We start from the raw sequence: 13232 nt of genomic DNA on the forward strand, positions 1-13232 counted from the left end.
GCGGAGACAAGAGGGGCCAGCTCTGGAGCACTGACCTGCGGACGCTGCTGTTCGACGAACCGCCGGAGAGCGTGCCCGGCCCGGCCGGGTGGGGTTTCGCCGGTGCGGGGCGAGGGTTCGAGATCGGGGGAGGAGACGAGGTGGACGGTCTCGCCCATCACCAGGTCGGCGCGGGGCATGCCCAGGTCTCCGGCCGTCCAGCCGGGGCCGGTGGCCGCGAGCGGATGAACGCCCTCCGGGTCGCGCAGGAACAGCCGCGCGCTGGCGGCGGGGTGGTCGCCGTATCGGCGCGGCCCGCCCGCCGCGACGTGACCGGCGTACCAGCCGGGGGCGAGCCAGATCTCCAGCAGGTTCTCCCCGGTACGGAGCAGCGTGGTGACGTCGGCCAGCCGGTAGCGGACCCGGCGGCCGTAGTCGGTCCAGCCGGGGGCGAGTTCCTCGTCGCCGAGCCGTTCACCGTTCAGCAGCGCCCGGTAGACGCCCAGCGCGGTGGTCGCCAGCCAGACCCGTCCCGGCCGAGGCTCCCAGCCGAACGTCCCGCCGAGGCGGACGGCGCCCTCGCCGCTCTCGTTCCCGCCGTCCTCGACCCAGGGGGCGTCCCAGGCGCCGCCCGCGCGCAGGCCGGTCACGAAGGTGCCGCCGAGGTGCCCGGCGACCGACCAGGTGTACGGGGTGAGCGGCTCCAGCGCCTCTTCCGGGACATCGGCCCAGCTCGTACCCGGCGGGAGGTCCCGCGCCCACACCTCGCGCCCGCCGGTGGACACCGTCAGCCGCTCGGGATGGAGCAGCCTGGCCGCCCAGGACAGGCGCGGGGAGGGATCGTCGACGCCGACCGGGTCGGCGAGCCCGCAGGTGTGGCAGGCGACCGCCTCGGCGGGCGGGGAGGAGCCGACCGGCACCTGGCCGCCCGAGACGGCCCGTGCCATGCCGGGGGTTCCCGGGGCGTGGATCATGCGCCGAGACCCGTCGTGAAGGCGTTGTGCAGTCCGTCGATGTCGACCCCGTGCAGGCTGGGCGCCATCACGTTGATCAGCAGTACGAAGCAGGCGTCGTGGTCGGGATACATCCACCACTGGCATCCGGAGGCGCCGCCGTGCCCGTAGAGCCGCCGCTCCAGCAGGCCGGGCGCGGAGTGGCGCAGGTTCCAGGTCAGCCCCCAGTCCTGGCCGGCGTTGACCGGGTCGGGCTGCAGCTTGACCAGGCCCGTGGTCTGGGGTTCCGTCATGGCGGCCAGCGTGATCGGGTGGACCGGCGCCCGGTCGCCGCGGAGCAGGGCGCTGCCCAGCGCGAGCAGGTCCTCGGCACGGGAGAACAGGCCCCCGGCCGGATGCCGGAGCCGGACGAACCTGTCGTAGTCGATCCCGAGCAGCTCGACGGCCCTGACCTCGGCCGGGTCGCAGGCCGGGTCGAAGGTGATCTGCCCGCCGCCGGGCACCAGCGCGTTCAGGTCGGTGTCGATCACGTCGGCCAGATCCCTGCCGGTGACATCCCTGATCATCTCGGAGATGCCGGCGAAGCCGATGTTGCAGTACTGGCTGAGCGTGCCCGCCTCGAACAGCGCGGGGGCGGCGATCAGGTGCTCCACCAGGTCGTCCGGGGTGAGCGTCTGCTCGGCGATGCCGCTGGTGTGGGTCAGCAGGTGCCAGAGCGTGACCTCGTCGGAGCGCAGCCCGCCGAAGCCGGGCACCGCGTCACGGAGCGGGCGGCGCAGTGAGAGCAGGCCCCGCTCCACCTGGCGCATGGCCAGCAGGCCGACCAGCGGCTTGGTCACCGAGAACAGTGCGAAGTGGTCGTCGGCGCGGGTCGCGCGTCCGTCGTGCTCTCCGAAGGACTCCAGCAGCACCGTGCCCTGCGAGGTGGCCGCCCCGAGCACCGCGCACGGGAGTTTCCCCTCGCGGACCATGCGCCTCACCCACTCGACGGCGAGCGCGAACGGTTGGTCGGTCATCCCTTTAGTGCTCCTTCTGTGAGTCCGGCGAGGACGTGTTTCTGCGCGAACACGTACACCGCCACCAGCGGCAGCGTGGTCAGCAGGACGTGGGCGAAGACGAGGTTCCACTGCAGGGTCTGCAGCGTGCCGGAGGCGAACTGGAAGAGGGTGAGCGGCAGGGTCGCGTTGTCCTGCCCCTTGAGGAGGAACAACCCGAAGAAGAAGTCGTTCCAGACGTTGATGACCAGGATGACGCTCCCGACGAAGAGCACCGGGCGCAGCAGCGGCAGCAGGATGCGCGCGAAGATCTGCGGCCGGGACGCCCCGTCGATGGCGGCGGCGTCCTCCAGGTCGGGCGGGAAGGCCCTGACGAACCCGGTGGCCAGGAAGACCACGATGCCCAGCCGGGTGCCGATCAGGACCAGCGCGTAGCCGAACGGCGTGCCGTCCAGGCCGAGCCCGCGCAGCACGTGGACGGTCGGAATGATCGACGGGGGGATGAGGATCGACAGGCTGAGTACGAAGTAGGTCGCGCGCAGCCACCGCGAGTCGCCTCGGCCGTAGGCCCACGCCGCCGCCGCGCCGAGCAGCAGCACGGCCAGCACGACGGGTACCGCGATCATGAGGCTGTTGGCGAGCCCGCCCAGGTAGTCGCCGGTGTCGACGACGGTCGTGTAGTTCTCGACGATCGCCCACTGCCGGGGCAGGCCGAGGCCGAGTTCGGCCGCCTCGCCCGCGGGCTTGAAGGAGTTCACCACGACCAGCCAGAACGGCACGACCACCCAGGGGATCGCGAACAGCGACAGCAGCGTGTACTTGACGACTCTCATCCGGTGACCTCCCTGCGGCGCAGCCACCAGACCAGGGGTACCGCCGTCGCGATCACGAGCAGCGTCACCGTGAGGCTGAGCGCGCTGGCGGAGCCGAAGAACCCCTGCCCCCACTGCTGGCGCATGACGATGTTCAGTGCCCTGGTGTGGTCGCCGGGGCCGCCGCCGGTGGTGGCGGCGATCACGTCGTAGGCGCTGAGCGCGCCGACCAGGGTGACCGCGACGTTGAAGGTGATCGCGGGGGCCAGCAGCGGGAACCTCACCCGGGCGAAGCGGGTCCAGGGGCCCGCGCCGTCGACCGTGGCCGACTCGATGAGCTCCCTGGGCACCGAGTTGAGGCCCGCGATGTAGACGAGGGTGATCAGCCCGCTCCACTTCCAGGCGTCCACGAACGCGACCGTGAGCAACGCGGTCGCGGGCTCGCCCAGCCAGGCCCAGTCGATGCCGAGGAAGGAGTTGACCGGGCCTGCCGGATCGAGGATGCCCCGCCAGATGTAACCGGCGGCCAGCGGCGAGACGAGAGTCGGCAGGAAGAACACCGACCTGAACACGGTGTTGACCCGGTCCGTCCGCTGCAGGGCGAGCGCGAGGCTCAGGCTGACGGTGTTCTGGATGGCCATGCACAGGATCGCGTAGAGCACGGTCACCGTGACGGCGTTCGTCAGGAGATCCTGCTCGACGAGCGTGCGGAAGTTGTCCAGGCCGTTCCAGGTGATCTCCGAGCGGAACCCCGTCCAGGCGGAGAAGGCGAAGCGGGCGTTGAGCACGAACGGCAGCGCGAAGAAGAGTGCCACCAGCAGCACGGCGGGCAGCGCCCAGGGCAGCCAGCCCCGCCGCCCGGGGTCCCCGATCTCGCCGCCGCCCCCGTCGGCGGGGTGCGGGGCGGGGGGTGTGGTCTCGGTGGCCTCGCTGCCTGGGGGATGCTCGCGCGGGGGTAGCGAGGTCACCATCCGGGCAGCCCGGCGGCCTTCGCCGCCTGCTCGACCTGGCCCTGCAGCTGGGTGGCGGCCTTCTGCGGATCCTTCTGCCCGGCGATCAGCTCCGACATCAGCGGCGCCAGCCCGGCCATGCCGGGAATGTCGGAGTTGAAGGCGATGACGGCGCCGTTGTCGTACGCCTTCTTGACATCCTGGAGCACGGGGGAGACGTCCGGTGGACCGTCCACCCCCTGGAGCACGGGGAAGGTCTTCGCGGACTTCACGTAGTCGGCGTAGGCGGGGCCGGTCATGAACCGGACGAAGTCCAGCGCGGCCTGCTCCCGTCCGGCGTCGCCCGTCTTGGGCAGGTAGAAGGTGCCGATCGGTCCCGGCGCGTACGTCACCACGGCCTTGGTGCTCGACAGCCCGGTGAACCCGACGGTGTCGTCCACCTTCTGCTGGTCGCCGCCGGCGGCGGCGAGCATGGCCGGCAGCATGTCGGAGTGCTGGGCGACCATGGCGGCCTTGCCGGTCACCAGGGCCTTCACCGAGTTCTCGAACGTGGCGGTGGTGATGTCCTTGTTGAAGCAGCCGTCGTCCTGCAGCTTCCGGTAGGAGCTCAGCCCGGCCACGAACGGCGAGCCGGGGTCGGCCAGCGAGGCGGTGTGGCCCGCGATGGCCTTGCCGTAGGCGTTGGCCTCGTTGCTGGCGCTGACGTACAGCAGTGGCAGGATCTGCACCGGCCAGATGGATCCGCCCGACTCGAACACGGGCGTCACGCCCTTGGCGGAGAGCGCGCGGCAGGCCGCCGAGAGCTCGTCGAACGTTCCCGGGGGCTTGACGCCCGCGTCGGCGAGGACCTTCTTGTTGTAGTAGAGGCCGAAGACCTGGGGGAAGCCGGTGATGGCCGCGTAGACCTTTCCCCCTGTGGCGCCCGCGCTGCTGTAGAGGTCGCCGGACCTGGCGACGTACGCCTCGCCGGACAGGTCCCTGAGGTTCTCCGACGGGTTCAGGGCGAGCAGGTTGCTCACCGTGGCGTGGTATTCGAGGATGTCCGGCCGCTCGCCGGTGGCCCACTTGGTCTGGGTGCTGTCCTCGAACCCGTCGGAGGGGATCGGGACCAGCTCGATCGTGTGGCCCGACTCCCGCTCGAACCGCTTGTACATTTCCACCAGCGGGGCGGGGTCGGCGGTGTTGTGCCAGAGCGTCAGCGTGACCTTCCCGCCGTCGGTTCCGCCTGGTTCGGCGGCGCCGCCACAGCCCGCCGCGGTGAGGGTGAGGGCGGCGCAGGCCGCGGCTCCCAGCAGTCGTTTCGATACCCTCATGCTCGTTATTCCTGTTCGTCACGGGGTTGGTGATAGTCGGCCTCCGGGCGGACGCCTGCACGCCTCCGGGCCACAAGACATGCGGGTTTCCGTCATGTTTCGTAGAACGTTCTCCATTGTTAGACCAGGGGCGTTTGCGGCGTCAAGGGCCACGTTCGAGGTGACCAACTCGTTAAGAAGCGGTAAAACTCGGGTCTGGCGGGGATGGCTTCGACCGGGTACCGTCGCCTCTGCATTGCCAGAATGTATTTCGTTCTACACTCGGGCGCCGCGCTCGCCCGGCGATTTTCCCCGCTTCCCCCGAGGCTCGCCGCGGGGCCGTTCCCACTTTCGCCTACCGAAGGACTCGCGTGACCACAGGATCAGCACCGCGCCGGGTGACCATCGCCGACGTGGCAGGCCGGGCCGGCGTCTCCACGGCCGCCGTGTCCAAGGTGCTGCGCGGGGCCTACGGGGTCAGTCCCGGCATGCGGGCCAAGGTCCGTGAGGCCATGGACGAGCTCGGCTACCGGCCGCACGCCGCGGCCAGGGCCATGCGAGGCCGTACCTACACCCTCGGTGTGATGCTGTCCGACACCAGGAACCCGTTCTTCCCCGACATCATCGAGGGTGTCACCGGCAGGCTGGTCGGCACCGAGTACCAGGTGCTGCTCGGCCCCGGCGGGGACGAGCCCAGAAGTCAGGCGAGGATGACCGACGCGATGATCGACCGGAGCATGGATGGAATCATCCTGATATCTCCGGTCATGTCGAGTGCGGAACTCGCCGCCATCGCCACCACGACGCCGATCGTGGTGATCGGCCGTCACGGAAGTGCCGCCGAGTACGACTCCGTGGTCGACGACGACGTCGTCGGCGCCCGCCTGGTGGTCGACCACCTGGCCGATCTCGGCCATCGGCGGATCGCCCACATCACCCATCTCGACCGGGGGCGCGCCTCCGGCGCCGACTCCCCGCAGGCCGTCCGCGCCGAGGGCTACCGCCAGGCCATGCGCGCCAGGGGCCTGGCGGAGGGGATCGACGTGGTGGCCACCTCCTTCACCGAGGAGGGCGGCTACGAGGGGGCGCGGCAGCTGCTCGCCCGGCCGGCCAGGCCCACCGCGATCTTCGCCGGCGCGGACGTCGCGGCCCTCGGGGTGCTGCGTGCGGCCTACGAGGCCGGCTTGTCGGTCCCCGGTGACCTGTCGGTCGCCGGATACGACAACATCGGCATCGCCTCCCTCAAGCCCATCTCCCTGACCAGCGTCGACCAGGACGGACACGTCATCGGGGCCACCGCGGCGCGCCTGCTCGTCGAGCGCATCGAGGGCCGCGGGCGGTCCGTCCTGTCCTCCGTCTCACCCACCCTCGTCGTCCGCGGCACCACCGGCCCACCGGCTGGACGGGAGTGACCGGACGGCGTCGACCCGCCGCTGACCGGGATCTCCTGAAGCACCCCGCCCCGGCACGAGCATCCCGTTGAGCGGTCCCCGCGAGGGACCGCCATGTCACCGTGTTCCGACGCGAAGGAACCCCCTATGAAACGTCTCATCCTCATCGGACCGATGCTTCTCGCCCTCACCTTCCCCGTCTCCCTGCCGGGAGCCGCGCTCGCCGCCCAGGCGACGACCTGCCCGGTGCGAATCGACCCGGCGAGCTTCGCGAGCGAGGCCCGCCTGCTCGAACTCGCCGAACGGCAGGAGGACTTCGGCCCCCGGCCGACCGGCTCGGCCGCCCACGACGACTACATCGACTGGCTGGAGGACGAGATCGGCGCGGTCCCCGGCGTCCAGCTCTCCTCGCTGCCCTACGAGATCGATCGCTGGGACGGCCTCGCCACCGGGCTGACCGTCGGCGGCCAGAACGTGGCGGTCGCCGCGCCCGTGCCCTTCTCCTCCTCCACCGGGCCGGGCGGGGTGACCGCCCCGCTCACCTACCTGCCCGCGGGCACCGCCATCACCGCGGCGAACGCCGCAGGGAAGATCGTCGTCAGGGATCTGCCCTGGTCGACGGTGCCCAACCTGCTCTTCTACCCGCCCCTGCTCGGCTACCACATGTACGACCCCGGCCTCACGATCAACCTGCTCGGCTCCGACTCGATGGAGGCCCCCGCCGGGGCCGACACCGACCTCAAAGCCGCCGCCGCGGCGGGCGCGGTGGGGGTGCTGGAGGTGAGCCGCCTGCCGCACGCCCAGATCGAGGGGATGTACGCGCCCTACGAGGGTCTGCCGTACCAGGTTCCCGGCGCCTATCTCGGCGTCGACCAGGGCGAGCGGATCAAGCAGGCGCTCGCCGCCGGACAGCCGGTCGAGGCCGTGCTGACCGTCGACGCGGCGTGGACGCCGAAGACGACCCGCACCGTTCTCGCCACCCTGCCCGGGGTGAGCGAACAGAAGATCGTCGTGGAGAGCCACACGGACGGCATGAGCCCGGTGTGGGACAACGGCCCGCTCACGATGGTGGAGATGGCCCGCTACCTGGCGTCGCTGCCGGTGAGCTGCCGCCCGCGTACGGTCCAGTTCGCCTTCGTCACCGGCCACCTCTACCAGCACCTCACCGGACCCGGCGTCCGTGAGGGAGGCGCGGGACAGCTGGCGGCCATGCTGGACGCCGAGTACGACCAGGGCAAGGTCTCCTCGGTCGTCGTCCTGGAGCACCTGGGCGCCCGGCGCTACGACGCGGTCACCCGCACCGGAGGACTGCCCGGACTGGAGCTCGTGGCCGATCCCTCGCTCACCGAGCTGCTCTGGGTCCCGGTCAGTGAGAGCACGCCCCTGCGCGAGCTGGTCAAGGGCCATGTCCAGTACTGGGACGTGCGGCGCACGGCCGTGCTGAAGGGGCTGTCGGCGGCCGACCTGGGCACCGTGCCGCACCACTGCGGCTTCGGGGGCGAGGGCACGCCGTACAACCGGCACCTGCTGCCGACCATCGCGCCGATCGCGGCCCCCAAGACGCTCTTCTCACCGCGTTTCGGGGCCGAGGCGATCGATGTGGCGGTGATGCGCCGGGCGTCGCTGGCCTTCACCGACGTCGTGCTCGACCTCGGCACCATGCCACAGGCGGACGTCGCGGGCGACGTCACGTTCATGCGGGCCCAGCGTGCCTCGGGTACGCCGGGGTGCTCGTGAGCATCGACCGCGAGGCCCTGGTACGGCGGCACGCCGTGGTGCTGACCGAGCCGGACGCGGAGTCCCCGCTGACCGTCGGCAACGGCGAGTTCGCCTTCACCGCCGATGTCACCGGGTTGCAGACCTTCCCCGCCTTCCACGCCGCGAGCATGCCGCTGGGCACCCAGTCGCAGTGGGGCTGGCACACGATGCCCAACCCCAGGGGCTTCACCCTGGAGGACGCGATGACCGGCTACGGCCGGGCCCGCTATCCCGACCGGCACCGGATGACCTTCGGCGGCCCGGTGGCGCCGGAGTTCGAGGCCGGTACGTGGCTGCACGGCAACCCCCAGCGGCTCGACCTGGGCAGGATCGGGCTCGACCTCGGCGAGCACGCGGAGATCACCGACCTCACCGGCGTCCACCAGCGGCTCGACCTGTGGAGCGGGCTGCTGCGCAGCTCGTTCACGCTCGACGGCGTGCCGTACGAGGTGGAGACGGTCTGCCACTCCGGACGCGACCTGCTGGCGGTGCGCGTCACCGGCGGGGCGGCGGTGACGATCGCCTTCCCGTACGCCTGTGCGGCCTGGAACGTGGCCGCCGACTGGGACGGTCCGGAGCGGCACGTCACCGGCCACGTCGTCGGCGCCGCACGCTGCGACTTCACCCGGGTGCTGGACGGCGACCGCCACCACGTCGCCCTCGCCTGGCAGGGGCCGGCCCGGCTCACGCCCATCGCCGAGCACCGCTACCGGCTGGAGGGCGCCACCGAGTTCGTGGTGGCCTTCGGGCTCGACCCCGCGGAGCCCGGCCTTCCCGGATTCGCGGAGGTCCGCGCGGCCGCCGCCCGGCACTGGGCCCGTTTCTGGACCGACGGCGGCGCGGTGAGCTTCGAGGGCAGCTCGGATCCGCGCGCGCCCGAACTGGAACGGCGCGTGGTCCTCTCGCAGTACCTGACCGCGGTCAACTGCGCGGGCTCGCTGCCGCCGCAGGAGACCGGCCTGGTCTGCAACTCCTGGAGCGGCAAGTTCCACCTGGAGATGCACTGGTGGCACGCGGCGCACTTCCCGCTGTGGGGAAGGCCGGAACTGCTGGAGCGCAGCCTGCCGTGGTACCGGAGCATCCTTCCCGCGGCGCGGGCCACGGCCGCCGAGCAGGGGTGTCGCGGGGCCCGCTGGCCCAAGCAGGTCGGCCCCGAGGGCAGGGAGAGCCCCAGCACGATCGGGCCGTTCCTGATCTGGCAGCAGCCGCACCCGATCTACTTCGCCGAACTCCTCTACCGGGTCCGGCCGGAGGCACTGCACGACTACCGGGACCTGGTCTTCGAGACCGCGGAGTTCATGGCGTCCTTTCCCGTCGAGGAGGACGGCCGCCACGTGCTCGGGCCGCCGCTGATCCCGGCACAGGAGTCGTACGCGGAGATCAGGACGACGGTCAGGAATCCCACGTTCGAGCTGGCCTACTGGTGGTGGGGGCTGGAGACCGCGCAGCGGTGGCGTGAGCGTCTCGGCCTCGCCCGGGACCCGGAGTGGGAAAGGGTGCGGGACGGGCTGGCCGCGCCGTGCGTCAGGGACGGCGTCTACGCGGCCATCGCGGTGGAGCCGTACACGCTCAGGACGGACCACCCCTCGATGACCGGGGCCCTGGGCCTCGTTCCGGCGACGCCGCTGATCGATCCGGAGACCATGCGGGCCACCCTCGACGACGTGCTGGAGACCTGGGACCTGCCGAGCACCTGGGGCTGGGACTACCCGATGCTCGCCATGTGCGCGGCCAGGCTGGGCGAGCCGGGCAAGGCGGTCGACGCGCTGTTGATGGACGCGCCCAAGAACGCGCATCTGGTCTCGGGTCACAACCGGCAGTGGCCCGGGATCCTGCCGCTCTACCTGCCGGGCAACGGCGGCCTGCTGGCGGCCGTCGCGCTGATGGCGGCGGGCTGGGACGGCGGGCCCGACAGGTGCGCGCCAGGCTTCCCCGCGGGCTGGAACGTCCAGGTGGAGGGGGTGCGGGCGATGCCCTGACCCGGACGGCGGCGGGGGAAACGCGCTGGCGTTCTTCTGGTTCCCCGACGCACCCGAGGGGATTCCCGGCGTCTCGGCGCCGAAGAACCTGCCGGACCGGGGCGAGATGCTCTCCGCGGTCGGCTCGATGAACCACATCGCCCTCGATGTCGCCCCGGACAAGATAGAGGAGTACCGCGACAGGCTCATCGCCAAGGGCGTGGACGTCGGGGTGATCCTCAACCACGACGACAGCGAGTTCGGGGTGGCGCCCACCATGGGAGAGGGCGTGTTCGTCAGGTCGATCTACTTCAAGGATCCGGACGGCATCCTGGTGGAGTTCGCCGCCTGGACCAGGGAACTGGGCCTGCCCACCGACGTCCGGCACGAACCGAGGACCGCCGCGGAAAGGACCGTGTGATGCCACGCCTGCGCCAGGTCCCCCGCGCGGAGGCCACGGACCCGCTGACGCTCTTCTTCTACGACCGGCTGTTCGGCCCGGACCGGGACCCGGTGGCCGAACCGGGCACGGCGACCGGCTCCCCCGGCGACTGGTGGACCGTCTTCGCGCTGGACCCGGTCATCCTGCGGCACTGTGTGAAGGGCTTCCAGCTGTACCGGGAGAGCAAGATAGACCCGGTGCTGCGCGAGCTCGGCCAGTCGCGGGCCGGCTGGGCCCGGGGCAGCCAGTTCGTCTTCTCACAGCACTGCAAGCAGATGCGGGCGCTGGGGGTGCCCGAGGAGAAGGTCCAGGCGGTCGCGCACTGGCAGGTCAGCCCGCACTTCAACGAGCTGGAGCGGGCCGTGCTGGCCTACACCGACGGCCTGGTGCTCGACGGCGGCCGGGTGCACGACGAGATATTCGCGGTCCTGAAGGCGCACCTGCCGGACGAGCAGATCCTGGAGCTGACCTACATCACCTGCCTTTACGAAATGCACGCGACCATGTCAAGGGCACTCCGCCTGGAGTTCGACGACCGGCCGGAACCCGTCGTCGAAGCGGAGGCCCCCGAGGGGTACGGCACCCGTGACATCGCCGACGACATCGCCGGGCCGGGCTGACCTACCGTTCGTCGCGCCAACCGTTCCACTCGGCGCTCGGTGGCCCGCAAGAAACGTCCAGGTAATTACGCTGCCGGTCAACCGATGGGGATGATCCTGCTCGGGCGTCCCCTCTCCAGCCACAGGAGACCGCGTTGACCACACCGAACGGGGACCGGAGCGATCGCAGCCCGTGGAACTGGCTGCTTGTCGCGCCGATCATCCTACCTTTACTTCCATTTCTCTACAATTTCGACGAACCCCGGCTTTTCGGCTTTCCGCTCTTCTACTGGCTCCAGCTCGCCTTCATCGCGATCGGCGTGACCTGCACCTCGATCGTCTACCAGATGACCAAGCGGCGGTGACCGGATGGACGCGCACCTGACCGAGATCATCATCTTCACCGTACTGTTCCTGCTCGTCAGCGGCATGGGGTTCATGGCGGCGCGCTGGCGCCGCCCGGACAGCCTGGCCAGCCTCGACGAGTGGGGCCTGGGCGGCCGCAGCTTCGGCTCGTGGGTCACCTGGTTCCTGGTCGGCGGCGACCTCTACACCGCCTACACCTTCGTGGCCGTGCCCGCCCTGCTCTGGGGCGCGGGCGCGACGGGCTTCTTCGCGGTGCCCTACACGATCGTGGTCTACCCGATCGTCTTCCTGGTACTGGTCCGCCTCTGGTCGGTCTCGCACGTGCACGGCTTCGTGACCCCCGCCGACTTCGTCCGGGCCAGGTTCGGCTCGCCCACGCTGGCGCTGCTGGTCGCGATCACCGGCATCGTCGCGACGATGCCCTACATCGCGCTCCAGCTCGTCGGCATCGAGGCGGTGCTGAAGTCGATGGGCGTGACCGGCCACCTGCCGATCATCATCGCGTTCGCGATCCTGGCCGCGTACACCTACCAGTCGGGCCTGCGCGCCCCGGCGCTGATCGCGTTCGTCAAGGACACGCTGATCTACATCGTGATCCTGGTCGCGATCATCGCGATCCCCGCCCAGCTGGAGGGCGGCTGGTCGGGGATCTTCGACGCCGCCCAGGCCAAGTTCGACGCCACTCCCGCACCCGGCGACGGCTTCCTGCTCAACGCGGGCAACCAGCTGCAGTACGTCACGCTGGCCCTGGGGTCGGCGCTCGCGCTCTTCCTCTACCCGCACAGCATCACCGGCGTGCTCGCTTCCAGGAACCGCGGCGTGATCAAGCGGAACATGTCCGCGCTCCCGGCCTACAGCCTGCTGCTCGGCCTGATCGCGCTGCTCGGCTTCATGGCCATCGCGGCCGGGATCAAGCCCATCGGCACGGACAACAACACGATCGTGCCGCAGCTGTTCGACCGGATGTTCCCCGACTGGTTCACCGGCGTCGCCTACGCCGCGATCGGCATCGGCGCACTGGTCCCCGCAGCGATCATGTCCATCGCCGCAGCGAACCTGTTCACCCGCAACATCTACAAGGAGTACCTGAAGCCGAACGCCACCGACGCCGACGAGGCCCGGGTTTCCAAGATCACCTCGCTGCTCGTCAAGGTCGGCGCGGTGCTGTGCATCCTGTTCCTGGACACCGGCTTCTCCATCGACCTGCAGCTCATCGGCGGCGTCATCATCCTGCAGACGCTCCCTTCCGTGGCGCTCGGCCTCTACACCCGCTGGTTCCACCGTGGCGGCCTGATCGCCGGGTGGGTGGCCGGCATGGGGGCCGGGATGCTCATGCTCTACAACATCGGCAACCCGGTCACCGGCAAGCTGCACTTCGCCGGGTCGGCGTTCCCGCTGGAGAAGCTGGGTCTTGACACCAAGATGACGATCTACGCGGGCATCGTCGCGCTGGCGGTCAACCTGGCCGTCGCCGCGCTCGGCACGGTCATCGCGCGTTCCACCAAGGTGGCCGAGGGCGATGACGCCACCCTGCCCGACCACTACCTCGCCGACGAGGGCGATCCCAGAATCAAGGACAAGGACAAGGACCTGGACCTCACCGCCCACTGACGTCCGCACGCCGAGCGCGGGGGGAGAGCCGGCCCGCCTAGGCTCGCCGGGGTGCGACGTACCGTCATCGTCGGTGACATTCACGGCTGCTTCGACGAACTGCTCGAACTGCTGAAGAAAGTCGAC

The 13232-nt window shown here is 70.5% G+C and carries 11 protein-coding genes and 1 pseudogene; 7 read left to right on the forward strand and 5 right to left on the reverse strand.

Annotated features, from left to right (window positions below):
- The 5 genes from ABZ260_RS32940 to ABZ260_RS32960 all read right to left on the reverse strand — a co-directional run.
- The coding region (locus tag ABZ260_RS32940) for an alpha-L-rhamnosidase N-terminal domain-containing protein (RefSeq protein WP_355625567.1) at positions 1-953 on the reverse strand (953 nt) is incomplete at its 3' end.
- Complete coding sequence (locus ABZ260_RS32945; RefSeq protein ID WP_355625569.1) at positions 950-1948, reverse strand: serine hydrolase domain-containing protein; 999 nt, start codon at positions 1946-1948, stop codon at positions 950-952. The genes ABZ260_RS32940 and ABZ260_RS32945, both read right to left, overlap by 4 nt.
- A complete protein-coding gene (locus tag ABZ260_RS32950; protein ID WP_355564829.1) occupies positions 1945-2760 on the reverse strand; it encodes a carbohydrate ABC transporter permease in 816 nt (271 codons plus the stop codon). Before ABZ260_RS32950 ends, ABZ260_RS32945 begins: the two co-directional genes overlap by 4 nt.
- Positions 2757-3710: a sugar ABC transporter permease gene (locus ABZ260_RS32955; RefSeq protein WP_355625571.1), complete on the reverse strand. Its 954-nt coding sequence runs from the start codon at positions 3708-3710 to the stop codon at positions 2757-2759. Before ABZ260_RS32955 ends, ABZ260_RS32950 begins: the two co-directional genes overlap by 4 nt.
- A complete protein-coding gene (locus tag ABZ260_RS32960) occupies positions 3704-5002 on the reverse strand; it encodes an ABC transporter substrate-binding protein (RefSeq protein ID WP_355625573.1) in 1299 nt (432 codons plus the stop codon). Before ABZ260_RS32960 ends, ABZ260_RS32955 begins: the two co-directional genes overlap by 7 nt.
- A 350-nt stretch (positions 5003-5352) precedes the next feature.
- Between ABZ260_RS32960 and ABZ260_RS32965 the strand changes: the two genes are divergently transcribed.
- The 7 genes and pseudogenes from ABZ260_RS32965 to mctP all read left to right on the forward strand — a co-directional run bounded on the left by ABZ260_RS32965 (position 5353) and on the right by mctP (position 13106).
- Entirely contained in the window at positions 5353-6393 is a 1041-nt protein-coding gene (locus ABZ260_RS32965; RefSeq protein WP_355625575.1) for a LacI family DNA-binding transcriptional regulator, read from the forward strand.
- 126 nt (positions 6394-6519) lie between these two features.
- The gene (locus tag ABZ260_RS32970; RefSeq protein WP_355625577.1) at positions 6520-8109 is read left to right on the forward strand and encodes a hypothetical protein; all 1590 of its coding nucleotides are present in this window, start codon (positions 6520-6522) and stop codon (positions 8107-8109) included.
- The gene (locus ABZ260_RS32975) at positions 8106-10109 is read left to right on the forward strand and encodes a hypothetical protein (protein ID WP_355625579.1); all 2004 of its coding nucleotides are present in this window, start codon (positions 8106-8108) and stop codon (positions 10107-10109) included. The genes ABZ260_RS32970 and ABZ260_RS32975 overlap by 4 nt, the downstream gene beginning before the upstream one ends.
- Positions 10110-10131: 22 nt before the next feature.
- Positions 10132-10509 (forward strand): annotated as a pseudogene (locus ABZ260_RS32980) (VOC family protein); the annotation flags it as partial.
- On the forward strand, positions 10509-11150 hold the full coding sequence (locus tag ABZ260_RS32985; RefSeq protein ID WP_355625581.1) for a carboxymuconolactone decarboxylase family protein: 642 nt from the start codon (positions 10509-10511) through the stop codon (positions 11148-11150). The pseudogene ABZ260_RS32980 and the gene ABZ260_RS32985, both read left to right, overlap by 1 nt.
- Before the next feature lie 134 nt (positions 11151-11284).
- A complete protein-coding gene (locus ABZ260_RS32990) occupies positions 11285-11494 on the forward strand; it encodes a DUF3311 domain-containing protein (RefSeq protein WP_355625583.1) in 210 nt (69 codons plus the stop codon).
- Positions 11495-11498: 4 nt separating this feature from the next.
- A complete protein-coding gene (mctP, locus tag ABZ260_RS32995) occupies positions 11499-13106 on the forward strand; it encodes a monocarboxylate uptake permease MctP (protein ID WP_355625585.1) in 1608 nt (535 codons plus the stop codon).
- The last annotated feature ends 126 nt before the right edge of the window (positions 13107-13232 follow it).

Source organism: Streptosporangium sp. NPDC006013 (genome assembly GCF_040614275.1).
Classification (GTDB): Bacteria; Actinomycetota; Actinomycetes; order Streptosporangiales; family Streptosporangiaceae; genus Streptosporangium.

Bases quoted from the DNA above. Each gene is read 5' to 3' on its own strand.
- ABZ260_RS32945 (WP_355625569.1), bottom strand. From the start codon at position 1,948: ATGACCGACCAACCGTTCGCGCTCGCCGTCGAGTGGGTGAGGCGCATG.
- ABZ260_RS32950 (WP_355564829.1), bottom strand. From the start codon at position 2,760: ATGAGAGTCGTCAAGTACACGCTGCTGTCGCTGTTCGCGATCCCCTGG.
- ABZ260_RS32955 (WP_355625571.1), bottom strand. From the start codon at position 3,710: ATGGTGACCTCGCTACCCCCGCGCGAGCATCCCCCAGGCAGCGAGGCC.
- ABZ260_RS32960 (WP_355625573.1), bottom strand. From the start codon at position 5,002: ATGAGGGTATCGAAACGACTGCTGGGAGCCGCGGCCTGCGCCGCCCTC.
- ABZ260_RS32970 (WP_355625577.1), top strand. From the start codon at position 6,520: ATGAAACGTCTCATCCTCATCGGACCGATGCTTCTCGCCCTCACCTTC.
- ABZ260_RS32985 (WP_355625581.1), top strand. From the start codon at position 10,509: ATGCCACGCCTGCGCCAGGTCCCCCGCGCGGAGGCCACGGACCCGCTG.
- mctP (WP_355625585.1), top strand. From the start codon at position 11,499: ATGGACGCGCACCTGACCGAGATCATCATCTTCACCGTACTGTTCCTG.